Raw genomic sequence first — 25,973 nt, forward strand, 5'->3', positions numbered from 1 at the left:
TGTTATGCGCTCCCTTAGCCCTGACGCTGCTTGTGCTTCGGGTTGCGCTTGCAGATGATGCGAGTCACGCCCTGTCGCTTGACGACTTTGCAGTGCTCACAGATCGGCTTGACGCTGCTGCGAACTTTCACGGGTCACCTCGGCGCTCACGCGCCGACGGAGTCTCCCGCACCACCAGATGCTGGCGGCCGGCCGGACTCCCCATGCTGTTCATCGCTCATGAAGCATCGCGCCCCCCGGAGAGAGCACCGATTCCGCGCACGAGCGAAGCGAAAGTGGCCAGCGGATTGGCCGGTGAAATGCCCAAAAACGGGCAAGACCCGAAGCCTAGCGGACTTAGGCCATACCCGCAAGGGACCGATGGACCTCGGCCAGCGCCGCCACCGGATTGGCCGCCCCCGTCACCGCCCGGCCCAAGATGAGCCAGCGGGCCCCGGCTTCGGCTGCGGCGGCAGGGGTCATTACCCGGCGCTGATCGTGGGTCTCGCCGCCTGGCAGGCGAATGCCGGGAATGAGCAGTCCCAGGCGATCGCCGAAGGCGCTCCGCACCGCCGCCGCCTCATGGCCGGAGCACACGATCCCGGCGCCCTGCCCCTCGGCCACCAGCCCAGCCAACCGGAGCACCTCATCCTGCACCGTGACGCCCGTTCGCCCCCACGCGGACTCGACGCCGGCGGCATCCATGCTGGTGAGAATCGTGACACCAAGAATGCCACACCCCCCGTCGGGGCGGCCCGCCCGGGCGCCATCCACGGCGGCGGCGATCATGTCGCGTCCCCCGCTCGCATGCACCGTGAGCAGGGACGCCCCATGCCGCGCCACGCTTCGCGCGGCCCCCTGAACCGTATTGGGGATGTCATGGAGCTTGAGGTCGACGAAGACCTCCTTCCCCAGCTCACGCAGCCACGACACGATGCCCGGCCCTTCGGCCGAGAAGAGCTCCAGCCCGACCTTGTAGAAGCCGCAGGCCTCGCCCAGACCGCGCACGACTGCTTCCGCACCGGCGCGGTCGGGGACGTCGAGCGCAACGATGGGGATGACGGCAGGGGAGGTCACGTGGGCCACTCCAAGGTCCCGATAATCGTGGTGAGGTCGCGGACGCCCTCGCGTGCGGCCCAGGCGGCCATTTGCCGCGCGATGCGTTCGGGGGCACGGGGATCGCGGAGGGCCGCGGTGCCCACACCGACCAGTGACGCCCCGGCCAGCAGGTACTGAATGGCATCGTCTCCGGTGCTCACCCCACCCAGACCGATGAGGGGAACCCCCGGCAGCGCCCGACTGACCCGCCAGGTGGCGAGCAACCCGATGGGAAGGACCGCCGGCCCGGACAGGCCGCCGCTGCCAAAGCTGATCTTCGGTTTGCGCCGGTGCGTGTCGATGACGAGCCCTGGCATGGTATTCACCAGCGTGAGGCCGGTGGCGCCGCTGTCCACCGCCACCCGCGCGGTCTCGGTGATGGCGGCGCCGAGTGTGGGCGACAGCTTCACGAAGATCGGACGTGACGTCTTCGTACGCGCCGCCGACACGAGCGCGGCGAGTGCCTGCTGATCCGCACCGAACTCGAGACCGCCGGCCTTGACGTTGGGACAGCTCACATTGAGTTCGAACGCGTCGATGCCCGGCATTCCATCGATCGCGCCAACCACGGTGGCGAAGTCATCGATGCTGTTGCCGACCACGTTGACGAAGACCCGCGTGCCGGGGTGATGCCGCGGCAGCCACGGCAGATAGTCGCGCACGACGGCATCGAGCCCCGGGTTGGCCAGACCGATGGCGTTGATCATGCCGCCGGCGAATTCGCTGACGCGCAGTGCCGGATTCCCGGGGCGTGGCGCCACACTGACGGCCTTGGTGGCAATGGCCCCGACCGCATCGAGATCGACCACATCCTCGATCTCCATGCCGAAGCCGGCCGTCCCCGAGGCCAGAACGACGGGATTGCGAAAGGTCAGCCCGGCAACCTGCGTGGCGGGGAGGCTCATCCACCCACCTTGCGCTCGTATTCGGCAAGGTACCGCACGACGGCATCGGCGATTCGCGAGGCAAGCTCCGCCTGCCGCTCCGACGCGGTCATGTAGGCCGCTTCGTTGCGATTCGTCCCGAAGCCGATTTCCACCAGTACGGCGGGCATGAAGGCCGTCACCAGCACCCGAAAACCGGCCTGCTTGACGCCGCGATTCGGACCGGGGTGCACGGTGCGCATGCCCGCCTGCACGAGCTGCGCGAGTCGCGCCGACTCCCGCAGGTGTTCATTCTGCGCCATGTCCCGCATGATGAAGCCCAGCGGGTCATCGCGATTCACGTCGGCAGTGGTCTCGAAGCGGACGGCTTCGTTTTCCATCGCCTCCACTCGGCGCTCGTCTTCGGTCTTGGCTTCGGCGAGGAAGTAGGTCTCGAACCCTCGCGCGGCGCCGGGATTCTGCCAGCGGGGATTGGCGGCGTTCACGTGAATGGAGACGAAGAGATCACCTTTGGCCTCGTTCGCGATCTTGCCGCGATCCGAGAGGGCAATGAGCGTGTCCGTCGTGCGGGTCATGACCACCTTCACGCCGCGCTCTTCGAGTGCGCGCCGCAAGTGTCTGGAGACGGCAAGAGTGATGTGCTTCTCGTACACCCGGGGCCCCCCGCCAATGGGTCCCGACATCCCGTTATCGGGGCCGCCGTGTCCGGCATCGACCACCACCACACGTTGGCGTGCCCCTGGTCGGGACTCGGGCATCCGTACCGCCGTGCGGTCGGGCTCGGCGCGCACGGACGCGTCCGCGGGCACGGACGCTGGGCGCCGGGTCGCGTCGTTGGCACGCCGACCGGCGGACACCGGAGCGAATCGCCGGATCTCCCGCTTCTCCGCGTCGAACAGCACCCCCGTACCGAGGCGCGGCAGCAGATCCGACGCGAGCGCGACCGGCACGTACAGCGCGCCGGCGGCCCGGAACACCTCGCGACCCAGCACCAGCGTGTCGTCGCCGGCGATGACCAGCGACGTGCCCTGCTCGATACCCAACCCGACCGCCCCCACCTCGAACCGGAAGCGACCGGCGCGTACGGGATCGCGCCGCAACCGCCCGCCCAGCGCCTCCGCGAGCGCATCGGCACGAAGGGCCAGCCCGCCATCCGGATGCAGCATGGCCGGCACGGGACGGGCGCGCTCGCCGAGTCGCGCCGTGAAGGGGGCCGGAGCTGACGGCGCCGTGGACGAGGCGGGCTGCGCCGACGCCGCCTGGGCGCCGAGCCCCAGCACGCCGAAAGCCCACGCGCCCCACCGCACGATCCGCCGCACCGCCCGCTGCACCCCGTACCTCATCGCTTGCGCAGTACCCGCGCGATTTCGCGTTCTGCATCGCGCTTCTTGAGGTCCTCGCGCTTGTCGTGCTGCTGCTTGCCGCGGGCGAGGGCAAGACGCGTCTTCACCTTGCCGCGCCGGAAATACAGGTCGAGCGGAACGAGCGTGAGCCCATGACGCTCGACCGATCCGATGAGTCGGCGAATCTCACGCTTGTGGAGCAGCAACTTGCGCGTGCGGGTGGCCTCGTGGTTGAACACGTTGCCGTGTCCGTAGGCCCCGATGTGCAAGTTCAGCAGGAACACCTCGCCATCCTTCACGTACCCGAAGGCGTCGGTGAGGTTGGCCCGGCCATCCCGCAACGCCTTCACCTCGGTCCCGGTGAGGACGAGACCGGCCTCCCACGTGTCGAGGATTTCGTACTCGTGGCGGGCGCGCTTGTTTCGCGCAATCAGTTCCGTCGGTTCTTCGGTGTCCGTGTTGGCCATACGTGCAGAAACGTAATCGTTTCGGCGACCATCCTGCGGCGGTCGCGGAAGCCCGGGTCACGGTTGTTGTCGTCGGCGTTGACTTTCGGCCCACTCCCGATCTATTCTTCCCGCCCTGCCGCTCCTGCGGGCAAACGGCGTTGCCGGTGCCTGCCGGACGGGTTCTGCCGGAGTGGTGGAATTGGTAGACGCGCTGCGTTCAGGGCGCAGTGTCCGCAAGGACGTGCCGGTTCGAGTCCGGCCTTCGGCACCTGAGTACCCATCACGGGCAGCGGTCGCTTCGGCGCCGCTGCCCGTGGTGCGTTCAGCCCCGCAGTGCGCTGGGGCGTACGTCGTCCGGGAGAGAAGCGGCCCCGAATGCATGGCGCAGGGCTTCATTCATGGCGGTGCGCGTTTCCTGCACGAACTGCGTCGCGCGCTGGAGTCCCGCGGTGTCCGGGTGCTCGACGCCGGCGGCGCTCAGCATGACACGGGCCAGCCGCGTCGCCGGCGAGTCCACTGTGCCGCGTACCGCAAGCGCCGCGCAGTAGGCGCGCCAGCGTTCGCTCCAGGCCAGACCGTCGGCTGGTGCCCGCCGCGCTTCCGCCGCCAGCACCGGCGCGAGCTGGTGGGTGACGTCGGCGTGTGTCCGGTCGTCGAGCGCGTCACGCTCGGCCACGATGAGGCCGATGGCCCGCCGCGCGAAGTGGAACTCGCGTCTCGCGGTGGGCGTGTCGGGTGCCAGCGCGAAGAGCCAGCCCATGGCCTCGTCGTCGGGTTCGCGCAGCAGGTAGTTGAGGTACATCTCGACGCGGTGCCGCTGCGCACGCGCCGCCTGCCAATCGGCCCACAGCCCCATATTGGCCGATCAGGACTGCAGAATGGGGAGACCGCCCGGCACCTCGCCGGCCGCCTCGACGCCGACCAGGCCGACGCGATCACGCACGACGGATTCGTCGGCCAACAGATCACTCAGCCGCACGCTGTCGAGCACTTCGTCGATGCGCTTCTGGAGCAGCATCCATACCGGTCGAATACTGCAGTTCTCCGCCTCAGCACACCGCTCGGCGTCCACTGGATGCGATACGCAGTGCAGGTCGAACGTGGTGAGTTCGGAAGCCTTGATGACATCACGCACGGTGATTTCCTCGGCCGCGCGCGCCAGCGAGTACCCGCCGCGGGCCCCACGCGTACTGGCGACGATGCCGGCGCGCCGCATCCGCAGCAGAATCTGCTCGACGTAATCGCCAGGCAGCTTTTCGCGTGCCGCCACATCCCGGCCCGTTACCGGCCCATCGCCGGCGCGACGGGCAAGGTGGAGGGCGCAAATCAGCCCGTACTCAGCCCACGTTGTTATGCGCATACCCGAGAGTCTAGATCGGACTCACGGTCCAGACAAGCTGCGGCGGATTTCACGCCTACGGTTGAGGCCGCCGATGTACCGCCTGCTGTCCCGGCTGTCACGACGCCGGCTGACTTCCCGGCATGCCGATTTCGGTGAGGCGACGGAGATCGAGCAGGGCCTCCACCTCGGCGGCCGGGACGATCTGCTCCCGGGTGATGAGATCGCGGATGAGCACCCCCTCCCGCACGCTCCGCTTGGAGAGCTCGGCGGCGGCCGCGTACCCGAGGGTGGGGAGGAGGGCGGTGGCAAGGGCCGCCGAGCGTTCCACCCAGTAGGCGCACATGTCCGGATTGGCTTCGATCCCGGCGACGCAGCGTGTGGTGAGCGTCGTGACCGCCGTCGTGAGGATGTGCATGGACAGCAGCACGTTGTGGGCAATGACCGGCATCATGACGTTGAGCTCCAGCTGCCCGTGCTCGGCGGCCATCGCCACGGTGACATCGCAGCCGATGACCTGATAGCAGACCTGATTCACCATCTCCGGAATGGAGGGGTTGACCTTTCCGGGCATGATGCTGGACCCAGGCTGCACGGCGGGAAGGACGATTTCGTCGAGTCCCGTGCGGGGGCCGGACACCATGAGTCGCAGGTCGCTCACGATTTTCGAGAGATCGACGGCCACGCCGCGCATGGCTGCGCTGAACGCCGCTACGTCCCCCATGCTCTGCATCAGCTGCACCCGATCGGTGCCCTCGCGCAGGGTGTGGATCCCGGTGATGTCGCGCAGCGCCGCAACCATCAGCGACGGGTACTGGGGTTCGACGGTGACCCCGGTGCCGACCGCACTCCCCCCGATGCCCAGATCGTTCAGGTAGTCTGCCGCTTCATGGAGACGCTTGCGGGCGCGGGCGAGGGATCCCGCGTAGGCGGCGAACTCCTGTCCCAGGCGGATGGGCATGGCGTCCTGCAGGTGCGTCCGGCCCGCCTTGACGATGTGATCGAACGCACGCGCCCGATCGTCCAGCGCCTCCTCGAGCGCCTCGAGTGCGCCCGCCAGCAGCGGCAATTCCCCCAGAACGGCGAGGCGGATGTTGGTGGGAATCGTGTCGTTGGTGCTCTGCGCCATGTTGACATGGTCATTCGGATGCACCGGGACATAGCGGCCGCGCGGCGCTCCCAGCAGCTCATTGGCGCGATTGGCCAGCACCTCGTTCACGTTCATGTTGTGCGACGTGCCGGCACCAGCCTGGTAGGGATCGACCACAAACTGGTCGCGGTGGCGTCCGGCGAGCACTTCATCGGCGGCGGCGACGATCGCGTCGGCGAGGGGAGCCTCGAGGCGGCCGGTGTGTCGATGCACCATGGCCGCGGCCTTCTTGATCCAGACCTGCGCCACGACGAAGGGCCGCAGCGGGCGCAGGCCACTGATGGCGAAGTTCTGGAGCGCCCGCGCGGTCTGAACGCCGTAGAGCGCCGACTGGGGCACCTCCAGTGCGCCGAGCGGGTCGGTCTCGACGCGCGTGAGGTCCGGCGGCAGCGACGACGAGCCTGCAGTGGCGCTCATGAAGCCTCGGTCAGGGGAAGGTGATGGTGGTATCGATGGAGGAGGTCAGATGCAGGGTGGCGCCGTTGGCCGTGACGAGATTGGTCCGCCAGCGAATGAGCGTAAGGGAGCGCCGGGCGGTGGCAATCTGGAACGGGTTGAGCAGGCCCCCGGGAATCACCGCCGAACCGTCGTCGCGCAGGGCGCAGTACACCTGCTCGTTGGCGAAGGTGGAGCTCGCCGGGTTGGGGTACTTGAGCTGCAGGATGATGGCCGCGGTGGGATCGTTGGTGCCGTTCCAGGTGACGGTGAGGCTCTCGCCGATGGGGGGCAGGGACAGCGGAGTCAGGAGGAGCGGTTCGGCGAGCTTGAGTGAACCGGCGATGGCGGGGAACGCCGAGCCATTGCCGGGAAGGGTCACCTGCGCAACGTCGCCGGCGTTGTAGGTAATGGGCGCTCCCGCCGCCGTGGCATAGCGCCGATCGGTGCTCGAGTACGCCAGCTGACGGGTTGCGCCGCCCACCACGATGGCGACGGCGTCTCCGGCACTGCGATCACCGCGCGCCACGGGGGTCACGGTATCGACGGCCGAGTACACGCACTGCTCGTTCTGCTGCAAGCGGCTGTTGGGGACCTGCAGGCTGACCGACTCAAAGGCCACCACGGTGGCGGCGGCCGCTCCCTGCCCTGCCGCGTTGCGCCTGCCCACGAAATTCACGGCCCCGTACTTCTCGAGGGTGGGCGCGCTGTCGGTGATGCTCGAGCAGGCGCCGGCCGCGACGCTGCCGATGACCAGGAGCAGGGCGCCTCGCAGGGTGGCGCGACGACGATGTGTGGGCATGCGAATGAGGGCTGAGGAAGGACGAAACGGCGCGCGGGAGCGCTCAGGCGCCAATGGGCCGCGCGGCGCCACGCAGGAACGGATTGGACGCCAATTCCTGGCCGATGGTGGTTGTAACACCGTGCCCGGGCAGTACCCGAGTCTCGGGCGGCAATGTGGCCAGCCGCAGGAGTGACGTCTGCATGGCGCGCGGATCGCAGAGCGGCAGATCGGTCCGTCCGATGGAGCCCGCAAAGAGCACATCACCCGATATGCAGAGACCGTGCCCCACGAAGGCCACGTGGCCGGGGGCGTGTCCCGGCACATGCCAGATATCGAATCGATGTTCGCCCAGCTGCATGGAACCGCCTTCCATCACGTCATGCGTGGCCGGGGGTGGGTTGTCGAGACGAATGCCCCAGCGGGCCGCATTGTCGGCCGCGGCCTCGTAGAAGGGGGTGTCGGCGATATGCCGGTGGATGGGCACCGGCCGCGCGCGCACGACACCGGCAATGCCGCCCACGTGATCGAAGTGGCAGTGGGTCAGCCAGATGGCATCGAGTACGCACCCCGAGGCGTCTACGGCCGCGAGCAGCCGATCGGCTTCGTCACCCGGATCGACGAGCACGGCCCGCCGCGAGGCGGGGTCTGCCAACAGCCAGCAGTTCTCCTCGAGCGGCCCCACGGTCAGCTGTTGCACGCGCAGTTCGGACACGCTCACCCCTCGGCCGTCGCGGCCGCGATCGAACTCTCTCCCGTTTCGAGCACGGGCGTCTCGCCGATGCCATGATGCGCGAGCCACCGCTCGGCCTCGAGCGCCGCCATGCATCCGGTGCCAGCCGACGTGATGGCCTGCCGATAGTAGTCATCGATCACATCACCCGCAGCGAAGACCCCGTCCACCGAGGTGGCCGTGCGCCAGGGCGACACCTTGATGTAGCCGTGTTCGGTGACGTCGAGTTGCCCTTGGAGAAAGCGCGTATTGGGGGTGTGACCGATGGCCACGAACAATCCTCCCACCTCGATTTCGCGCACGGCCCCGGTTACGGTGTCGGCCAGCTTGAGCCCGGTGATGAACTCATCGCCGACCACTTCGGTGACCTGGGAGTTCCAGAGGACGCGCACCTTGGGATGTGCGAGTACCCGGTTGGCCATCACCTTGGAGGCCCGGAAGCTGTCACGACGGTGGATGATGACCACTTCGCTTGCGAACTTCGTGAGGTACATGGCCTCTTCCATGGCGGTATCGCCGCCGCCAACGACCGCCAGACGCTTGTTGCGGTAGAAGGGCATGGCCCCGTCGCACACCGCGCACGCCGATACGCCGCCCCCGTGCTGCGCCAGCCGGAGTTCGCTGTCGAGCCCGATCCACTTGGCGGCGGCCCCGGTGGCCACGATGACGGTGTGCGCTTGCAGCGGCGAGGAGTAATTGGGGGTGACCGTGAAGGGACGCTGCGAGAAATCGACCTCCCGGACCAGCTCGCTCACCACCCGTGTCCCGTGGTGCACGGCCTGCGCCTTCACGCGCTCCATGAGCTCGGGCCCGCTGATGGGCTCGGGGAAGCCGGGAAAGTTCTCGATGTCAGTGGTCAGCATGAGCTGCCCGCCGGGCAATTCAGTGCCCACGGGTTCTCCCTCGAACACCAGCGGGTTCAGGTTCGCGCGCGCGGCATAAATGGCAGCAGTCCAGGCGGCGGGGCCCGACCCGATGATGACGATGTTTTCGGTTGACAGTGGCATGTCCACGCGAGGAGAAACGGTGAAGCCCTGGTGTGGAACCGGGGGAGGATCGAGGGCGGTCGGCGAAGCGCGTTCAGTCTACGGCAAGGAGGCCGAGAGCGCCGTGGCAGTGCGACACGGTACCCACGAGCACTCGACAGGCACCCGCGTTCCCGCGTTCAGCGACCAGGCGGTCGGCATGGGCAATCGCGTCGGCGTCGATCATGCCGACACCGTACGTTCGATGTGTACAATGAAAGATAGCGGCCTCCCCCAATCGTGGCTCCCCATGGGCGAGGCGCCGGATCGTGACGGGCAGGCTCCAGTCGCGCGTATCCCGGGTGGCGGGGCACTTGGCCGGCTCGATGCAATTGACGGGGCAGGTCCAGGTGGCAAAGCTCACGTAATGGCGCCCATCGGGTGCGGCCCGTTCCCACGGGGTGGGGGGCACCGCCGGCATGGGGAGCACGGTGACGGCACGGCTGGGCCAGCGGTGTTTCGCCCGCGCCACGAGCCAGTCGAGGCACAGATGCGGCATGAGCGGCGAGGGGACCATGGCGTGTCCAGCGAGCGCCTCGGGACCCGCCGCCAACCACTCGGCGAGGTAGGCATCCCAGTGCCGGAGCGCCAACCGCAGGGGGACGCCGGCATAGGCACCGTCCTGCAGCCGCGCGGCAACGCGACAGGCGGGATCCCGATCCACCACCACGATGTCATCGGCCCACAGCGCCTTCCGCTGGATGGCGCGCGTGAGTTGCTGCGCGTACCAGCTGCCGTAGCACCCCCCGCCGATGATGACGATGCGCGAGAATCGCAGTGCCATGCGTCAGCGACGCAGTTGTCGGCCGCCGTCGACCGGGAGGACGATGCCTGTGATGTACGGCGCGTCCACGAGGAAGTGCACGGCCTGCACCACATCGGCGGGTGTACCACTTCGCGACAGCGGTACGTCGCGCAAGAAGCGTTGCCTGGCCTCGTCGGTCAGGTCGTCGGGGGCCAGCACCAGCCCCGGAGCGATCGCGTTCACGCGGATGGCCGGTGCGAGATGATCGGCGACGGCGCGCACCAGCTGGGTGAGCGCTGCCTTGGTGACCTGGTGGGGAATCAGGCGCGGGAAGCCGGTCTCACCGGCCAGATGATCGGCGATCTGCACGATGACGCCGCCCGTGGTCATGACCCGGGCTGCCGCCTGCATGAGAAAGAACGGCGCGCGCAGGTTGATCGCTTCCGCCCGTGTCCAATCCTGCGGCGTGACGCGCTCGAAGTCCCGCCACTCCATGACGGACGCGGAACTGACCACGACGTCGAGACGCCCCAGGGCTTCGACGGCGCACGCGACGATCCTGGCGGGCGCGGCGGGATCGAGCAGGTCCTCCTGCACCACGTGCACGCGCCCGCCGTGCTGCTGCTCGAGCGACTGGGCAAGGGCGGCCGCCTCCTCGGGAGAGCTGCCGTGGTGCAGCAGGACATCGTACTCGCGTTCCGCGAAGCTCCGCACCAGGGCCGCGCCCAGACGCCGCGCTCCGCCGGTGACCAGAGCCACGCGGCGCGACATGGCCTACGCCGTGGTGGTGCCGCGGGTGGCCACCCGGGCATCCTGCCAGTCCAGCCACACCTTGGGCACGAGTTGGCCGCCCAGCTTGCGGGGGCCGTCCTGCGTGCCGTGCCAGTCGGAGCCGCCGCTGGGGAGGAGTCCGGCCTTCTCCGTGTGCTCGACCAGTCGCTGCACGAGATACGGGGGGTGGCTCGGATGCAGCACTTCCACGGCATCGAGCCCACGGTCGGCGAGGCGACCGATGCGGGCCGGCGTGGCGAGTTCCCCCGGATGCGCCCACACGGCGAGTCCACCGGCCCGATGGACCAGGGCAATGGCATCGGCCACGTCGAACTGTTCCTTGGCCATGTACGCGGGACGTCCCCAGCCTATCCACTTGTCGAACGCCTCGCGGAACTCACGCACCCAGCCGCCGGCCAGCATGGCGCGGGCGATATGGGGGCGGCCCACGGCGCCGTCGGCCGCTTCGGCGAGCACGGCCTCCATGGTGATCGGGATGCCGTGCGCATTGAGCGTCTCGACGATGCGTGCGGCGCGCTGCACGCGCTGTACGCGGAATTCGGCGAGCGCATCCGTCATGGCGTGGAGGTCGGCAAGGTGCAGCCCGAGGAGATGCAGTTCCTCCCCATCGGCGTACGTGCTGAGTTCGACCCCCGGCACGATACGCACACCGAGCCGCTCCCCCGCGGCGCGCGCCTCGGGGAGGCCGTCGACCGTGTCATGATCGGTGATGGCAATGGCGTGCAGCCCCGCATCGGCCGCCGCCTGCACGACCGCAGCCGGCGGCAAGGCGCCGTCCGAGGCGGTGGTATGCACCTGCAGATCCACGAACGCCGCTGGCGCCGTGGCGTCGCTGCTCACGAGCGGTAGCCGGCTTCAGGGGAGCGCGCCCCCGGCTGCGACGCCCGGAAGAGCGCCACGAGCTGGGCGTCATCGCACTCGGCCAGCGACTGCTCGCGCGAGCGCACCCCCATGGGAGAGTAGCGGGTCACGCGCACTTCGCGCCCGTCACCCGCGCCCGTCACGAAGATCAGTCCGAATTCGTCCCCGACGTATTGCGTGAGGAAGCCGGACGGGTACACCTGCCATTCGCGGCCGTCGATGTTGATACGTCGCGTGGGCATCTCAACCTCCCTGTACTTCACGCCACAGCTGGCCGGGCAGGTCATGGCCGTGGAGCGACGCGATGGATGCATCGTTCGCCGCCTCGGTGAACTCCACGAAACGCCCGCGTTCTGTTGCGTGCTCAAAGACCCAGAAGTGAGCGCGCATGGCCGCAGCGCGTGATTTGCGCTCGGCCAGTGCCGCCAGATAGTCTGCCCGCTCGTCGTCGCCGACATGCCGTTCCACGATGGCAAGGGAGCGGGCCATGCGCTGTTCAGACCGTGGATTCGGAGACCGACTCGAGCGCCTTCTTGAGATCGCCCATGAAGCGATCGGCGTCGGCGCCATCGACGACCTTGTGATCAAACGACAGCGAGAAGTAGCAGCAGGTGCGAATCGCGATCGTGTCCTCGCCGTCGGGACCGGTCACCACCTTGGGGCGCTTCTCGATGGCACCGAGGCAGAGGATGGCCGTCGTGCCCACGGGAATGATGGGCGTGCCGGTGATGGAGCCGAACGTTCCCGGGTTGGTAATCGTGAAGGTCGCATCCTGCACGTCGGCGGGGCTCAGCTTCTTGCCGCGTGCGCGCGCCGCCAGGTCATTCACGCCGCGCGTGAGTCCCGTCAGGGAGAGTTCATCGGCCCGCTTGAGCACCGGCACGATGAGCCCCGTGGGTTCGAGCGCCACGGCGACGCCGAGGTTGACCTGCTTGCGATAGATGATGTCATTGCCGGCGACGGCGGCATTGAGCACCGGGTGCCGCTTGAGCTGCGCACTGACCGCCTGCAGGATGAACGGCATATAGGTGAGCTTCTGTCCCGACTGCGCTTCGAAATCACGGCGCATGGCGTTGCGGAGGCGCGCCACGCGGGTGAGGTCGATCTCCCAGAACGTGGTGACGTGCGCCGCCACCCGGCGCGCCGTCGCCATGTGGTCGGAGGTCAACTTGCGGATCTTCGACATGGGCTCGACCACGTCACCAGGCCACGGCGTGGGCAACGGGCCGTGGGTGTCGGTTCCTGCCGGCGCGTACATGGACACGCCAGCGGGCGCGGCTGCGGCCGCGGCGGGGCGGTTGGCGAGGAAGGCGTCGAGATCCCGGCGGGTCACGCGACCGGCAATGCCGGTGCCGGAGAGACTGGCAATCTCCACGCCGTGCTCGGCGGCGATCTTGCGCACGAGCGGCGACGACTTGGTCCGCAGGCGCTCTTCCAGCGAACCCGGTTCCGTGGCGGGCACCGCAGGCCTTGCCGCCGGCGGTGCCGCCGAGGCCGCGACCGGGGCGGGCGTCGCCACCGACGTGGCAGCGATTGCCGTGGCGGTTTCGGCGGGGACCGGCGCGCTGGGGGCCGGCGCGGCGGCCGCGGCCGCGGCATCGGTTTCGAGCCGCGCCACCACCGTATTCACCGCCACCGTCATCCCTTCGCCAACGAGGATTTCCATGAGCACGCCGGCGGACGGTGACGGGATTTCCGCGTCGACCTTGTCCGTGGAGATCTCGAAAATGGGCTCATCGCGCTTGACGCTGTCGCCCACCTTCTTGAGCCACCGCGATACCGTCCCTTCCGCGATGGATTCGCCCATCTGCGGCATGATCACGTCTACACGAGCCACTCGGTCATCCTCGATATGTGGAAACTGCGTCTTCGGCCTGGTCGCGGCGCTTGAGGCGCCAGAGCGAGAATACCGGGAGCGTGAGGGCGCCAATGGCGGCGCCCCACCCGGCGTACACCCACCATTCGCACGCAGGCAAGCCGGGCTCCGGGGTGCAGCGATTGAAGAAGCCCATGAGCTTGCCGATGCCGACCCCCGACATGGCCCCGCTGACGGCTCCGATGAAGCACGTAAAGCATCCGACGCCGATGTTCCGCCCCGTGCGATCCTCACCGGGCGCCGGCGTTCCCGCCGTGGCCATCAGTATCCGGCCTCGATCAGGTGACGGGGATCGGCGGCGCGATGCAGCGCATTGAAGTAGCGCTTGACGTTCTTGTCGAGCCGGCTTTCCCCCACCTGGTCGGTGTGCACCTCGACGAAGGTGTAGTGGCCGCCCTCCATCCTGACCGAGAGGGTCATGGTTCCCAGCGCGCCGACATAGGCGCGCGCGCGCGCGTCGGCGCCGCTGCGGGAGAGGCCCAGTGCGCCGAAGTAGCGATCGGCCTGCTCGAGCACCACGTCGGGCGTAAGCGAACAGCGATGGAAATGCCGCATGCAAAGTCTCCAGAGGCGCCCGTCAGGGCGCCCGCTTCCGGGCGGAATCCGTCGCGGCCGGCGCCGCGGCCGGTGCCTTGGCCGAATCCTTGACGCGCGTGGAGATGGGCGTCCGGATGTTCATGCCGGGTTCATCGGCCTCCAGGATATCCTGGGTCCAGTCCTGCGTCTTCTGCAACTCCTTCGTGGAGTCACGCCGGAACTGGATGGCCATGGCCCACATGCCCGCCGTGACGAACATGAGGTTGCTGCGATAGGTGCCAAGCTCGCCGGTTTCCTCGAACCCGTTGGACACGGTCTTCATATCCTTGTTGGTGGCGAAGATGCGGCCTTCGCCCCCCTGGATGGGCACGCCGGTTTCGCGGTCGTGCACGATGACCCGCCAGTAGATGGGCTCGAGCGCGCGCGTCGGAATGGTTTCCGGAGCGACTCGGATGACGAACGAGTCGGTACGAAACCGCAGCTCCCGAATGTTCTTGCGGCCGGCGTCACAGCCAGCGCTGAAAGCGCCGGCCGTGATCGCGAAAGCCGCGCCGGCGATCCAGCGCGCGCGCGTGTATGTCATTGATAGTATTCCAGCCCGAGGTGCGTGATCTGGTCCTCACCCATGAGGTGACGGAGCGTGTTCTTCAGCTTCGTCTGCTGGATGAAAAGGTCGTGCTCGGGCTGCAATCCCGCAGCCACCGTGGGCGCCTTGTAATAGAAGCTTAACCATTCCTGAATGCCCTTCATCCCGGCACGCTGGGCGAAGTCGCTGAACAGGGCGAGGTCGAGCACGAGCGGCGCGGCCAGGATGGAGTCGCGGCAGAGGAAGTTGACCTTGATCTGCATCGGGTAGCCGAGCCACCCCTTGATGTCGATGTTGTCCCAGCCTTCCTTGTTGTCGCCGCGCGGCGGGTAGTAGTTGATGCGCACGACGTGCGAGAAATCCTTGTACAGCTCGGGGTACTTCTCGGGCTGCAGAATGGTGTGCAGCACGGAGAGCTTCGACTCCTCCTTGGTCTTGAACGACGCCGGATCATCGAGCACTTCGCCGTCGCGGTTGCCGAGGATGTTGGTGGAGTACCAGCCCTCGAGGCCCAGCATGCGCGCCTTCATGCCCGGCGCGATGACGGTCTTCATCCACGTCTGGCCGGTCTTGAAGTCCTTGCCCGAAATGGGGACGCCCTGACGGTTCGCCAGGTCGACCATCGCCGGGAAATCGGCCGAGAGGTTCGGCGCGCCGTTGCAGTAGGCAACACCTTCCATGATGGCCGCGTACGCGTAGAGCATCGACGGCGCGATGGCGTCGTCGTTCTCCTCCATGGCCTTCTCGAAGGCTTCGATAGTCTGATGCTGCGGGCCGGGCTTGATGTAGGTCTCGGTGGAGCCGCACCAGACCATGGCGCCCCGCGTGGCGCCGTTGGCCGCCATGAAGCTGCGGATGTCGGCGCGCAGCTGCTCGGCAAGATCCTTCTTCGTCTTGCCGGACTTCACGTTGGTCGCACCGGTGATGCGCGTGACGTAGCGGCTTTCGAACACCGCCGGCATGGGCTTGATGCTCTTGAGGAAGTCGGCGATGGGTTCGATGTCGTCCTTGACGAGCACTCCGGCCTTGGTGGCCGCGGTGTACGCGTCATCGGGGATCGGATCCCAGGCCCCGAAGACGATGTCCTCGAGCGAGGCGAGGGGTACGAAGTCCTTGATGAGCGGGCTGCGGTTGTCCGTACGCTTGCCGAGGCGGATGGTGGCCATCTGGGTGAGCGAACCGATGGGCACCGACAGGCCGCGGCGCACGCGCTCGACGCCGGCAATGAAGGTGGTCGCCACGGCGCCGAGTCCCGGCGTGAAGATGGCGAGCTTCCCCGTGGCCGGGGCGATGTTCGCGGGAGTCCCGCGGGTCGAGTCGGACACTGCGTTTATTCTCCAGGAGAAGTAGGTGTCGGAGCAGCCGTGGCGGTGCGATGGACATACGCCATGCGCTGGAAGAACGTGACCCAGGCCGTGACCATGAGGAGCGTCACGATACCGGCCAGCACCAAGCCGTGCAGCGCAAGGCCGAAGAACGCCTGCGGCGCGGCCAGCAGCGTGATGCGCTCAGGGCGCTGCAGCACGCCCACACGCGCCGAGAAGCCGAGCCCTTCGGCGCGCGCGTTGGTGTATGACGTAAGGAACGTGGCGATGAGCGCCAGAGTTGCCACGATGACCATGCCCTGATTGGCGTGCTGCCCATGCGTGGCGTAGAACACCACGAGCCCGCCGAGCAGGAAGCCGTCTGCCACCCGGTCGAGGGTGGAATCATAGAACGCGCCGAACAGACTGGTGGTCCCCGTCCGTCGCGCGACCGTGCCATCGAGCACATCGAAGAGTGCCGTGAGTCCGAGGAACCAGCCCCCGGTTCGAATGTGGCCGGTCGCGAAGATCACCCCCGCCGTACAGGTGCAGAGCGTCCCGACAGTGGTGATGGTATTGGGACGCACACGCTTCGCGACCAGCCAGTCTGCCACGGGGGCGATGACTTTCAGGTATCCGCTTACGATGGCGTTCCAGATGGCTTTCATCAGGGCAACAGTGACTGGACCGGGCGCGGTGGAGCGATCTCGACTGGCGCGACCGGGCGCTGGCCCGAGGACGTTGGGCTCGGGGGCAGCCCGGGAAAGCTAGAACTCCCCCCTCGTCAACGGTAGAGATGGTAGCGACGGGCGTCCTTTTCGAAGGCCACGACCTGCGGCAGCAGCCGATCGAGCACGGCGTCGGGATCGCGCCCGGCCAGCAAGGCCTCGCGCACCCGCGCGGAGCCCATGCGGAGGTCGAAGCCGGGGAGCGTGAGGCGAAGGGAATCGCCATGCACACGATTGAGTGCCCAGAGCAGGGCCGCCCCGATGCGCGCCGGCTGTACGCGTTCCCGATCGGTCACTTCGAGCCGAATGCCGGGAATGTTTCGCCCGGGATACTTGTTGTCCCCCGGCTGATCGGGGGTGAAGCGTTCCGCGCGGAACCTCACGCCGGTGAGCGTCAAGTCCTCGAGCAGGCGCGCCAGGGTATCGGCGCGCAGCCAGGGGGCGCCAATGCGCTGGAAGGGCTGCTCGGTGCCGCGACCCACCGACACGTTGCTCGCCTCGAACGGCACCAGCGCCGGGTAGAGGAGCGCCGAGGTGAGATTGGGCATGTTGGGGGATGGACGGACCCAGGGAAGCTCCGTGTCGTCGAACCACATGCGCCGTCGCCAGTTGCGCATGGGGATGACGGAGAGTCGCGTGCCCATCTTGAGATTGGCCTGAAACAGCCGCGCGAGTTCGCCCATGGTGAGGCCGTGTCGCAGGGGCGAGGGGTAGACGGCGAACCCGTTGGTGCGGTTGGTGCCCGTGGGATACTCGGCGTTGGCCAGGCTCGAATCGAGGAGGGCCCCCTCGGTGAACGCGCCGGAGAGGGGATTCGGGCGGTCGAGCACGAGCACGGGGATCCCGCGCCGTTCGCCGGCTTGCATGGCGTACAGCACGACGCCCACATACGTCCAGGTCCGTGTCCCAATGTCCTGCAGGTCGACGACGAGCACGTCCACGTCGTGCAGGAGGCTGTCGGGGGGAGCCATGGTGGTGCGCTGATACAGGGAATGCACCGTGAGGCCCGTGCGCGCGTCCCGTTCGTCCCCCAGCCCTTCGCGATCCTCGGTGCCCAGCGCGCCGTGCTCGGGGGCAAAGAGGCGCACGAGCTTGACCGAAGCCTGCTCGGCTCGCGGGTCGGAAAAGAGCAGATCCACCGTTCGCCGTCCGCGTTCGTCGACACCCGTCTGGTTGGTGACGAGCGCGACGCGCTTGCCGGCAATGAGCTTCACGCTGTCGTCCAGAAGCACCGTGATGCCGGGGCGAACTTTGCGATCGAGGGTCCGCATGCGCAGCCCTGGTGGGAGGTCGGCCCCGTCGTCGGTAGCCGGGCCTGCCCCGCCCTGCCGTCCGGCGCAAGCGGCCATCCCGGCGGCCAGCGCAAGCAGCGACCAGCGTCGCAGCCTGCCGTGCACTCCAGCCCATGTCGCGTTCACGCGCTTCATCTCCACAGTAAGTTCCGAGTGCGTCGACGCGGCCACCCGCGCCACGGCCCCGGTGCGCCCCTTTCCCGCCAACACATGACCGGTACGAATCCCCATCTCCGGCTTCCGCTTCGGTCGGTCCCCGCTAGGAACCTATCATGTCCCCGCACGCGGTGGGCCTGTGCGGCGGCCGCGTCCCTGCTGCTTGCGGCGTGCCAGTCTGCAGCGCGCCCCCCTGCGCGGCCGGCCGCCGCGGGGGCCGCGGTCTCCGCCGCCGTGCAGCGCGCGGTGGCGGACAGTCTGCGGACGGTGCTCGAGCGCGCCGTGGCGGAGGGGGCCTTCCCTGGCGGTTACGCCGTGGTGGGTACGCGCGAGGGCATAGTGGCCGAGTATGGCGCGGGCCGTCTCGACAGTGCCGATGCCGCGAGGCCCACCGCGCAGACGGTATGGGATCTCGCCTCGTTGACCAAGGTGGTCGGGACCACGAGTGCGGTGATGCAGTTGGTGGCGAACGGCGCGATTGCTCTGGATGAGCCGGTCGTGCGCTACCTGCCCGAGTGGACAGCCCCGGGGGCGACGGGGGTCACGGTGCGTCACCTGCTGTCCCACCATGCGGGGCTTCCGGCGTGGCGCGCGCTGTACAAGGAAGCCGAGTCCCCCGAGGAGGCGTGGCGGCTGGTACTGGCCACGCCGCTGGATACCGTGCCGGGGGTGCGCTTCGTGTACAGCGATCTTGGCTTCATCCTCCTGGGCCGGTTGGTGGAACGGCTCAGTGGCGAACGGCTGGCCGCGTACGGCCCGCGTCATGTCTTTGGTCCGGCGGGGATGCCCGACACCCGCTACCTGCCCCCCGCATCCTGGCGGGCGCGCACGGCGCCCACGGAGCAGGATCCATGGCGGCAACGGAAATTGCGGGGCGAGGTACACGACGAGAATGCCGCGCGGCTGGGTGGTGCCTCCGGCCATGCCGGGCTGTTCTCCACGGCCACCGATCTGGCGCGCTTCGCCCGCCTGTACCTGAACGGCGGGCGACTGGATGGGCGGCAGGTGCTGGATTCTACCGCGATCCGGCAGTTCACCACCGTGCAGAACCCTTCGGTCTCGCTGCGGGCGCTGGGGTGGGAAACGCCCACGGGGCGCAATTCCGCGGGACGGCGGATGTCGGCACGCGCCTTCGGACACACCGGGTTCACGGGGACGTCACTCTGGGTGGACCCTGAGCGCAACCTGTTCGTGATCCTGCTCACCAACCGGGTGAATCCCACGCGCCAGAACACCCGCATCGGTGCGGTGCGCAGCCAACTGGCCGATGCCGTGAACGCGGCCATGAGCGGCGCGCGCTCCGACGCCTCCCCTGGACAGTGACGGCAGCCCTGGCGGTGGCGGCGCGGCAGAGCTCTGGCCGGTGTCGCGCCCCCCAGAGTGACCTGCAGACGGATCCCCGTTCCGTCTCGAGTGTTTCTTGCAAGGGGAGTGATCCTCTCGCTATTTTCCGCACAGCACGAACTGACGCCCACGAGGGGGCGGCTCGCGAGGGCGAGCAGACCACGTGGGTGCAGTCCATCGGGTCGGCAACCGAGCCGGCCGTATCGGAGGACGAGTATGAGCACGATGCAGCAGCCGGACGTCATGGTGATCATTACGCCTGTGGCCGTGGCCGAAGTGCGCAAGTTCATGGACGCCGAGGGTGTGACCGTCGAGCAGGGCGGCCTGCGTGTTTCGGTGATGCCCGGCGGATGCAGCGGCTTCAAGTACGGGCTCGTGATCGAGGACAAGTCGGCGGACGACGACATCACGGTCGAGATCGAGGGGATCAAGGTGTTCGTCGATCCGTTCTCGGCGCAGTACCTCAGCGGCACCACGATCGACTACGTGTCGTCGATGCAGGGGTCGGGCTTCACCTTCAAGAATCCGAACAGCACCGGCGGCTGCGGCTGCGGCAGTTCGTTCTCGGCGTGACCCGCCCGGTCGCCCGACGGGCGATCGTCCCTTCCATTTTTCGATCATTTGCTCATGGCCTCCGGATCCACGGCGGCCCGTGACCAGTCGCAGGCCCGCGCGCTCGACGTGAGCGGCGGGCCTGTGCGCGTTGCGGGTACGCCCTTTGTTCATGCCGGTGTCACCGGTACGGCGCGCGAGCGCATCCCCACCGTCATCATCGACGAACACGGCGCCATGGCGCGAGCGGTGGCGGGGCGCATTGCGACGCTCATCCGCGAGCGCGCCAGTGCCGCTCGCCCTCTCGTGCTCGGGCTGGCGACCGGCAGCACGCCGATCGGGGTGTACCGTGAGTTGATCCGGTTGCACCGCGAAGACGGGGTGAGCTTCCGCCATGTGATCACGTTCAACCTGGACGAGTACTACCCGATGCGGCGGGACAGCATCCACTCGTACCATCGCTTCATGTGGGAGAATCTCTTCTCGCACGTGGACATCGATCCGGCGCACGTGCACATCCCCGACGGGTCGCTGCCGCGCGCCGACGTGGAGGCCGCGTGTGCCGCGTACGAACAGCGCATCGCCGACGTGGGCGGCATCGACTTTCAGCTGCTCGGCATCGGCAAGACCGGGCACATCGGCTTCAATGAGCCGGGCTCCGGCGAGCAGAGCCACACGCGCCTCGTGCACCTCGACAGCATCACGCGCCGTGATGCGGCCGCCGACTTCTTCGGCGAGGAGAATGTGCCGCGCGAGGCGATCACGATGGGCATTGCCACCATCATGGGGGCGCGCGAGATCGCGATCCTCGCGACCGGTGAGCACAAGGCCGGTATCGTGCGCCGTGCCGTGGAAGGCGAGATCGACCGGGCGGTGGCGGCGACGTTCCTGCAGCGCCATCCGAATACGACCTTCTACGTGGACGACTCGGCGGCGGCTGATCTGACGCGGGTGGCCACCCCCTGGCTGTTGGACGAAGTGCACTGGGGCGACGCCCTGATGTTGCGCGCCGTGACGTGGCTCGCGGCGAAGTGCGGCAAGGCCATCCTGAAGCTCACGCAGCAGGACTATGCCGACAATCACCTCACGTCCCTGGTGGCGCGGCACGGCTCACCGGGCGCCGTGAACGGCCTCGTGTTCAACATGCTGGGCGCCAAGATTCGCGGCAAAAGCAAGCTGCCGCGTGGCTTGCGGACGATCTGCTTCTCGCCGCATCCGGACGACGACGTGATCTCCATGGGGGGCATCCTCCGCAAGTTCGTGGAGAACGGCAACGACATGACGGTGGCGTACATGACGAGCGGCAACATCGCCGTGTTCGACCATGATGTCCGCCGGTATCTCGACTTCCTCGTGCGCCTCGACGCCGAGCGCATCGGCGGCGGTTCCTCGGTGCGGGCGCTGGCGGACACGGTGCACGCCTTTCTCGATCGCAAGCAGCCCGGTGAAGTGGACATTGCCGAGGTGCAGGACATCAAGCGCATCATCCGTGAGTCGGAGGCGGTGAGCGGCATCGAGGTGATGGGCCTGTCCAAGGCGCACGCGCGATTCCTCAACCTGCCGTTCTACCAGACCGGCAAGGTACGCAAGGACCCGATCGGGCCGGCCGACGTGGCGATCGTGGCCCAGCTGCTGCGCGAGATCCAGCCCGACCTCATTTTCGTGGCCGGTGACCTGTCGGACCCGCACGGGACGCATCGCATGTGCAAGGAAGCGATCGACCGCGCTGTGGCGGAGGTGTACACGGGCGCGCAAGCGGCTGCACGCCCGGAGATCTGGCTCTACCGAGGTGCCTGGCAGGAGTGGCCGGTGACGGAAGCCACGGTGCTGGTGCCGTTGTCGCAGGAGGAGCTGACGCTGAAGATTCAGGCGATCTTCAAGCATCAGTCGCAGAAGGACTCGGCGCCCTTCCCCGGGCAGGACGAGCGGGAGTTCTGGCAGCGCGTGGAACAGCGCAACAAGACGACGGCACGCCAGCTCGACCAACTCGGTCTGGCGGAGTACTTCGCCATGGAGGCGTATGTCATCGCGTAACGGCGCGATCGCTCGCCGTGCGTCCGGTACGGTGCGCGCATGAGCGGCGGCTTCACGCTCCTCGACTGGACGGTGCTGGTGGTGTATCTGCTGGGTACCACGGCGCTGGGCATGTGGCTGGGGCGCGACCAGAAGGATGCCCGCGACTATTTCGTGGCGAGCCAGCGCATTCCGTGGTGGGCGATCCTCTTCTCGGTCGTGGCCACCGAAACGAGTGCGCTGACGTTCATTTCGATTCCGGGACTCGCGTACGTGGGGAACCTGTCGTTCCTGCAGGTGGCCGCCGGCTACATCCTGGGGCGCATCGTCATCTCGTACACGCTGCTGCCGCGCTACTACCAGGGCGAGCTGGTCACGGCATATGCGCTGCTGGAGAAGCGGTTTGGTCTGGCGACGCGGCGATTCGCGTCGGTGGTGTTCATGGTGACCCGGTCGTTTGGCGACAGTGTCCGGGTGTTCGCCACGGCCATCCCGGTTGCCCTCATCATCGGCCCGGTCGTGCCGGCGCAGTATGTGGGGCCGTTGTCGATCCTCATTCTTGGCGCCTTCACGGTGCTGTACACCTACCACGGCGGGATGCGTGCCGTGGTCTGGACCGACGTGCTGCAGACCGGCGTGTATCTCATTGGCGGCGTGGCCGCCATGTGGTTGCTGGGGAACGGCGTGGACGGCGGATGGAGCGCCATTCTCGACGGCGCGGCGGCGCAGGGCAAGTTGCAGATCATCGACCGCTACACGGGCATCGACCGTCCGCACACCCTCTGGGCCGGGCTCATTGGCGGTGCGTTCCTGAGCATGGCATCGCACGGTGCCGATCAGATGATCGTCCAGCGACTGATGGCTTCCGGGAGCCTTTCCGACGCCCGCCGTTCGCTGATTGGCAGCGGCGTGGTGGTGCTGGGGCAGTTTCTCATGTTCCTGCTCATCGGCATCGGCCTGCACGCGTACTACGCGGGCGAAGTCTTCCCGCGCCCCGACGCCATCTTTCCGCGGTTCATCGTGGAGGTCATGCCGCCGGGGCTGACCGGGCTGGTGATTGCCGCCATTCTGGCGGCGGCCATGAGTACGGTCTCGGGCGCGCTCAATTCGCTGGCGGCCGCCACGTTGCATGATCTCTACCTGCCCCTCACCGGCAAGCGGCAGGACGACCCGGGGGTTCTGCGCACCAGCAAGCTGTTCACGCTGATCTGGGCGGCCGTGCTCATCGGCGGCGCCATGCTGTACCGCAACGAAGGCACCCCGGTGGTGACCATCGCGCTCTCCATCGCCTCGTTCACCTATGGCGGACTGCTCGGGGCGTTCTTCCTGGCGATGCTGGTGGCACGGGCCACCCAGCGTGACGCGATCGCCGGGATGGCCACGGGAATCGGCATCATGACCTTCGTGGTGTTCGCGAAGGCGATTTCGGGATGGGTCCCGGCCTTGGCACCGACGCTGGCGCCGTTCGTTCGCATCGCGTGGCCCTGGTACGTCCTGATCGGGACCTCGCTTACTTTCGTCACGGGTTGGTTGTTGTCGTTCACCCACGCGGCGCCCGCCGACTCGGCCGGAGCGTCGCTCGCCTCGAGGAGTGCAAGATGAGCGCCGGACCTCTTGACCCGACGCCATTGGTGGTGGGCGTGGATGGTGGTGGAAGCCACACGCGCGTGCTTCTGGCCGACGCCGCAGGCAGTGTGCTCGCCCGCGTGGAAGGCCCCGGGAGCGCGCTGCGCCCCGGTGCGGAGGGGGCGGCGGCGGACATCATCAAGGCGCTCATTCACGACGCGCTCGCCAAGGCGGAGCGTACGGAGACGCGACCGGCCGTGTGCGTGGTTGGCGTGGCGGGCGCCGGGCAGGAACGGGCAGCGCAGGCGCTCTGGTCGGTGCTCGCCAAGCATCGCGTCGCTGACGATGTGTCCGTGCAGGCGGACGCGGTGATTGCCATGGACGACGCGTTTGGCGATTCGGCCGGTGTGCTGCTGGTTGCGGGCACCGGTTCGGTGGCGTACTCCAAGGCGCCGGACGGGCGTCTCGAGCGCTGCGGGGGGTGGGGACCGAACGTCGGCGATGAGGGGAGCGCGCATTGGCTCGGGCGCCGTGCCCTGAGCGTCGTGACGGCCGCGTACGATGGCCGCGAGCCGGAAACGGCGTTGGGAGGCGCGGTGCTCACGGCCCTGGAGCTCGAAACGCTGGACGACCTGATTCCGTGGGCGGCGCACGCAACACCGGCCATGCTGGCGCAGTTGGCGCCGGTGGTGGCGCAGGTGGCGGGCACCGGAGACTTGCGGGCCAACGCGCTGATCTCGTTCTGTGTGGAGGAGTTGGCGTTGCATGTGCGCACCCTCGCCCGACGCTGCTTCACCGACGAGCGGGCCGCCATTCCGGTCGCTCTGGCGGGCGGGCTGCTCTCCCGCGGCTCGCTGGTGCGCAAGCGACTCGAGCAGCGTCTCAAGAGTGCGGTACCGGGCGCGACCGTGCGCAGCGACGACGTGGACGCCGCGCGCGGTGCGGTGCGTCGTGCGCGGCGCCTGCTGGGAGTCGAGGTCTAGCCACACGCCGCGCCTGGTGCGCGCGGGGCCCCCGTCCCGCGTGCATCGTGGCGCGTGACGCGTGACGCGTGGCGACGAAACGCAAACGGGCCGATCATGATGATCGGCCCGTTTCCCATGGTGGCCACCGGCAATCAGGCGGGCACGGGCTCGGTGACCGGGCCGTCCTTCAACTCGCCTTCCCACCGGGCCATCACGGCAGTGGCGAGGCAATTCCCGAGCAGGTTCACCGAGGTGCGCGCCATGTCCATGATGGCGTCAACCCCGAGAATGATGGCAATGCCTTCGAGCGGCAGGCCAAACTGCGCGAGCGCGCCGGAGAGGATCACGAGGCTTGCCCGCGGGACGGCGGCGACGCCCTTGGAGGTGAGCATGAGCGTGAGCATCATGAGCAGCTGGGTCCCGAGGGGCATGTCGATGCCGGCGGCCTGCGCCACGAACACCGAGGCGATGGCGAGATACAGCGTGCTGCCGTCGAGATTGAACGAGTAGCCGGTGGGGAGCACGAACGACACGATGCGCCGCGGCACGCCGAACTTCTCCATGGCCTGCATGGCCTGCGGGAAGGCGGCTTCGGACGAGGCCGTGGAGAACGCGATGAGCCAGGGTTCCTTGACCAGCGCCCAGAAGCGCTTGATGTCGATGCGGGCGAGCAGTGCGACCGGCAGCAGCACGAGGACGACGAACACGATGAGCGACACGTACAGCGTGCCCACGAGCTTCGCGAGGTTGAGCATGACGTCGAGGCCGCTCTTGCCCACCGTCACCCCGATGGCGGCCCCGATCCCGATGGGGGCGTAGGCCATGACGATGCCGACGAACTTGAACATGATGTCGCTGAGCGACTGCAGCCAATCGATCATGAACTTCTTCGACGGCCCCTCCACCTTGGCGAGCGCGACGGCGAAGATGATGGCGAAGAAGACGATCTGCAGCACCTCATTCTGCGCGGCCGCCTCGAAGAAGCTCTGCGGCACCGTGTGCTCGAGCACCGACGCAAAGGTGGGCGTCTTGGCGGCGAGTGCCTTGAACTCCTCGCTGTCGCCGGCCGCCGAGATGGCGAGACCGACGCCTGGTTTCGCCAGATTGACGGCGATCAGGCCGATCGCGAGGGCCAGCGTGGTCACCACCTCGAAGTAGATGATCGAGCGCAGCGCCAGCTTGCCGACCTTCTTCATGTCGTCGCCGTGACCGGCGATGCCCACCACCAGGGTGCTGAACAGCAGCGGCACGATCAGCGACTTGATCATGCGCAGGAAGATGTTGGCCAGCGGCTTGAGGTTCTGCGAGAAATCCGGGGCCAGCCACCCAATGAGGATGCCGACGATCATCGAGATGATGATCCAGCCGGTGAAGCCGATGCCAAGGAATCCCTTCTTGCCGGGGGCGGTGGCGGGTGTGTCGGCGGACAGATGTGCCATG

Annotated in this window: 29 protein-coding genes and 1 tRNA gene; 6 read left to right on the forward strand and 24 right to left on the reverse strand. The window is 67.9% G+C overall.

Annotation, left to right across the window (positions count from 1 at the left end):
* Positions 1–14: 14 nt before the first annotated feature.
* From rpmJ to smpB, 5 genes are all read right to left on the reverse strand, one after another.
* A complete protein-coding gene (gene rpmJ / locus LW840_RS10140; protein ID WP_012683466.1) occupies positions 15–131 on the reverse strand; it encodes a 50S ribosomal protein L36 in 117 nt (38 codons plus the stop codon).
* Positions 132–336: 205 nt separating this feature from the next.
* Complete coding sequence (gene pyrF, locus LW840_RS10145) at positions 337–1,056, reverse strand: orotidine-5'-phosphate decarboxylase (RefSeq protein WP_291266831.1); 720 nt, start codon at positions 1,054–1,056, stop codon at positions 337–339.
* Positions 1,053–1,982: a dihydroorotate dehydrogenase gene (locus LW840_RS10150; protein ID WP_291266830.1), complete on the reverse strand. Its 930-nt coding sequence runs from the start codon at positions 1,980–1,982 to the stop codon at positions 1,053–1,055. The genes pyrF and LW840_RS10150 overlap by 4 nt, the downstream gene beginning before the upstream one ends.
* On the reverse strand, positions 1,979–3,304 hold the full coding sequence (locus tag LW840_RS10155) for an N-acetylmuramoyl-L-alanine amidase (protein WP_291276932.1): 1,326 nt from the start codon (positions 3,302–3,304) through the stop codon (positions 1,979–1,981). The genes LW840_RS10150 and LW840_RS10155 overlap by 4 nt, the downstream gene beginning before the upstream one ends.
* Positions 3,301–3,771, reverse strand: a complete 471-nt coding sequence (gene smpB / locus LW840_RS10160; protein WP_291276933.1) for an SsrA-binding protein SmpB — start codon at positions 3,769–3,771, stop codon at positions 3,301–3,303. The genes LW840_RS10155 and smpB overlap by 4 nt, the downstream gene beginning before the upstream one ends.
* A gap of 166 nt (positions 3,772–3,937) precedes the next feature.
* On the opposite strand from smpB, the gene LW840_RS10165 reads away from it, so the two are divergent.
* Positions 3,938–4,021, forward strand: a tRNA-Leu gene (locus LW840_RS10165).
* Positions 4,022–4,075: 54 nt separating this feature from the next.
* On the opposite strand, the gene LW840_RS10170 is transcribed toward LW840_RS10165, so the two are convergent.
* The 18 genes from LW840_RS10170 to LW840_RS10255 form a co-directional block, all read right to left on the reverse strand.
* Positions 4,076–4,609 (reverse strand): hypothetical protein, encoded by a 534-nt coding sequence (locus LW840_RS10170; protein WP_291266828.1) that lies wholly within the window; start codon positions 4,607–4,609, stop codon positions 4,076–4,078.
* Positions 4,610–4,618: 9 nt separating this feature from the next.
* On the reverse strand, positions 4,619–5,113 hold the full coding sequence (locus LW840_RS10175; RefSeq protein WP_291262398.1) for an Rrf2 family transcriptional regulator: 495 nt from the start codon (positions 5,111–5,113) through the stop codon (positions 4,619–4,621).
* 97 nt (positions 5,114–5,210) lie between these two features.
* Positions 5,211–6,659: an aspartate ammonia-lyase gene (locus LW840_RS10180; protein ID WP_291266827.1), complete on the reverse strand. Its 1,449-nt coding sequence runs from the start codon at positions 6,657–6,659 to the stop codon at positions 5,211–5,213.
* A gap of 10 nt (positions 6,660–6,669) precedes the next feature.
* Entirely contained in the window at positions 6,670–7,479 is an 810-nt protein-coding gene (locus LW840_RS10185) for a hypothetical protein (protein ID WP_291266826.1), read from the reverse strand.
* A 43-nt stretch (positions 7,480–7,522) separates the two neighbouring features.
* The gene (locus LW840_RS10190; RefSeq protein ID WP_291262395.1) at positions 7,523–8,173 is read right to left on the reverse strand and encodes an MBL fold metallo-hydrolase; all 651 of its coding nucleotides are present in this window, start codon (positions 8,171–8,173) and stop codon (positions 7,523–7,525) included.
* A 2-nt stretch (positions 8,174–8,175) separates the two neighbouring features.
* A complete protein-coding gene (trxB, locus tag LW840_RS10195; protein ID WP_291262394.1) occupies positions 8,176–9,198 on the reverse strand; it encodes a thioredoxin-disulfide reductase in 1,023 nt (340 codons plus the stop codon).
* A 73-nt stretch (positions 9,199–9,271) separates the two neighbouring features.
* Positions 9,272–10,000 carry a hypothetical protein gene (locus LW840_RS10200; protein WP_291262393.1) on the reverse strand — a complete coding sequence of 243 codons (729 nt, stop codon included), beginning with the start codon at positions 9,998–10,000 and terminating at the stop codon, positions 9,272–9,274.
* Between the two features lie 3 nt (positions 10,001–10,003).
* On the reverse strand, positions 10,004–10,720 hold the full coding sequence (locus tag LW840_RS10205; protein WP_291276934.1) for an SDR family oxidoreductase: 717 nt from the start codon (positions 10,718–10,720) through the stop codon (positions 10,004–10,006).
* Positions 10,721–10,735: 15 nt separating this feature from the next.
* Positions 10,736–11,593 carry a PHP domain-containing protein gene (locus LW840_RS10210; RefSeq protein WP_291262391.1) on the reverse strand — a complete coding sequence of 286 codons (858 nt, stop codon included), beginning with the start codon at positions 11,591–11,593 and terminating at the stop codon, positions 10,736–10,738.
* On the reverse strand, positions 11,590–11,856 hold the full coding sequence (locus LW840_RS10215; protein ID WP_291262390.1) for a hypothetical protein: 267 nt from the start codon (positions 11,854–11,856) through the stop codon (positions 11,590–11,592). Before LW840_RS10215 ends, LW840_RS10210 begins: the two co-directional genes overlap by 4 nt.
* A 1-nt stretch (position 11,857) precedes the next feature.
* The gene (locus LW840_RS10220) at positions 11,858–12,103 is read right to left on the reverse strand and encodes a hypothetical protein (protein ID WP_291262389.1); all 246 of its coding nucleotides are present in this window, start codon (positions 12,101–12,103) and stop codon (positions 11,858–11,860) included.
* 7 nt (positions 12,104–12,110) lie between these two features.
* Positions 12,111–13,451: a dihydrolipoamide acetyltransferase family protein gene (locus LW840_RS10225; protein WP_291262388.1), complete on the reverse strand. Its 1,341-nt coding sequence runs from the start codon at positions 13,449–13,451 to the stop codon at positions 12,111–12,113.
* A 4-nt stretch (positions 13,452–13,455) separates the two neighbouring features.
* On the reverse strand, positions 13,456–13,752 hold the full coding sequence (locus LW840_RS10230; RefSeq protein WP_291266823.1) for a hypothetical protein: 297 nt from the start codon (positions 13,750–13,752) through the stop codon (positions 13,456–13,458).
* Positions 13,752–14,045 carry a hypothetical protein gene (locus LW840_RS10235; RefSeq protein WP_291262386.1) on the reverse strand — a complete coding sequence of 98 codons (294 nt, stop codon included), beginning with the start codon at positions 14,043–14,045 and terminating at the stop codon, positions 13,752–13,754. The genes LW840_RS10230 and LW840_RS10235 overlap by 1 nt, the downstream gene beginning before the upstream one ends.
* Before the next feature lie 22 nt (positions 14,046–14,067).
* Entirely contained in the window at positions 14,068–14,610 is a 543-nt protein-coding gene (locus LW840_RS10240) for a hypothetical protein (protein ID WP_291262385.1), read from the reverse strand.
* Positions 14,607–15,938: an inositol-3-phosphate synthase gene (locus LW840_RS10245; RefSeq protein ID WP_291262384.1), complete on the reverse strand. Its 1,332-nt coding sequence runs from the start codon at positions 15,936–15,938 to the stop codon at positions 14,607–14,609. The genes LW840_RS10240 and LW840_RS10245 overlap by 4 nt, the downstream gene beginning before the upstream one ends.
* 5 nt (positions 15,939–15,943) lie before the next feature.
* On the reverse strand, positions 15,944–16,585 hold the full coding sequence (locus LW840_RS10250; RefSeq protein WP_291269969.1) for a CDP-alcohol phosphatidyltransferase family protein: 642 nt from the start codon (positions 16,583–16,585) through the stop codon (positions 15,944–15,946).
* A 116-nt stretch (positions 16,586–16,701) separates the two neighbouring features.
* Positions 16,702–18,063, reverse strand: a complete 1,362-nt coding sequence (locus LW840_RS10255; RefSeq protein WP_291276935.1) for a DUF1343 domain-containing protein — start codon at positions 18,061–18,063, stop codon at positions 16,702–16,704.
* A gap of 276 nt (positions 18,064–18,339) precedes the next feature.
* Here LW840_RS10255 and LW840_RS10260 point away from each other — a divergent pair, with 276 nt between their 5' ends.
* From LW840_RS10260 to LW840_RS10280, 5 genes are all read left to right on the forward strand, one after another.
* Positions 18,340–19,416, forward strand: coding sequence for a serine hydrolase domain-containing protein (locus tag LW840_RS10260; protein WP_291273625.1), 1,077 nt, complete (start codon positions 18,340–18,342; stop codon positions 19,414–19,416).
* A 237-nt stretch (positions 19,417–19,653) separates the two neighbouring features.
* Positions 19,654–20,010 carry an iron-sulfur cluster assembly accessory protein gene (locus LW840_RS10265; RefSeq protein WP_291262380.1) on the forward strand — a complete coding sequence of 119 codons (357 nt, stop codon included), beginning with the start codon at positions 19,654–19,656 and terminating at the stop codon, positions 20,008–20,010.
* A 54-nt stretch (positions 20,011–20,064) separates the two neighbouring features.
* On the forward strand, positions 20,065–22,023 hold the full coding sequence (gene nagB, locus LW840_RS10270; RefSeq protein ID WP_291276936.1) for a glucosamine-6-phosphate deaminase: 1,959 nt from the start codon (positions 20,065–20,067) through the stop codon (positions 22,021–22,023).
* Between the two features lie 39 nt (positions 22,024–22,062).
* The gene (locus LW840_RS10275; RefSeq protein ID WP_291262378.1) at positions 22,063–23,604 is read left to right on the forward strand and encodes a sodium:solute symporter; all 1,542 of its coding nucleotides are present in this window, start codon (positions 22,063–22,065) and stop codon (positions 23,602–23,604) included.
* Complete coding sequence (locus LW840_RS10280) at positions 23,601–24,551, forward strand: BadF/BadG/BcrA/BcrD ATPase family protein (protein ID WP_291269540.1); 951 nt, start codon at positions 23,601–23,603, stop codon at positions 24,549–24,551. Before LW840_RS10275 ends, LW840_RS10280 begins: the two co-directional genes overlap by 4 nt.
* Positions 24,552–24,685: 134 nt before the next feature.
* Here the strand turns inward: LW840_RS10280 and LW840_RS10285 are convergent, their stop codons facing one another.
* On the reverse strand, positions 24,686–25,972 hold the full coding sequence (locus LW840_RS10285; protein ID WP_291262376.1) for a dicarboxylate/amino acid:cation symporter: 1,287 nt from the start codon (positions 25,970–25,972) through the stop codon (positions 24,686–24,688).
* Between the last annotated feature and the right edge of the window lies 1 nt (position 25,973).

It is taken from the genome of Gemmatimonas sp. (assembly GCF_021298855.1).
GTDB lineage: Bacteria > Gemmatimonadota > Gemmatimonadetes > Gemmatimonadales > Gemmatimonadaceae > Gemmatimonas.